1 pseudogene is annotated in these 274 nt (G+C 71.9%); it reads right to left on the bottom strand.

Going from position 1 to position 274, the window contains the following annotated elements:
* Positions 1–274, bottom strand: a pseudogene (locus G3I40_RS08630) (DNA polymerase III subunit gamma and tau); the annotation flags it as partial.

Here is a 274-nt window from a genome sequence, read left to right as displayed (position 1 = left end):
CACGGCGTCGATCTTCCACTGCACGCCGAACTGCTCGGTCAGGGCCGCCTTGAGGACGTCCTCGCTGCCGCTGCTCGCGAAGTTGTCGCGGGCGCCCGCGCTCATGAAGCCGAGCTGGAGCGTGGTGCCGTCGAAGCCCGTCACCTGCGCGTTCTGGCTGAGCAGGATCCAGGTGAAGCGGCGCTTGTTCTTCACCGCCTCCAGGATGTTCGGCCAGAGCGTGCGGGGGTCGGGGCCGCCGACCGGCGCCGGGGCCGCGGGGGCGGGCGTCTGG

It is taken from the genome of Streptomyces sp. SID14478, assembly GCF_010548525.1.
Lineage (GTDB): Bacteria > Actinomycetota > Actinomycetes > Streptomycetales > Streptomycetaceae > Streptomyces.
This window is presented reverse-complemented; position numbering and strand designations above follow the sequence as displayed.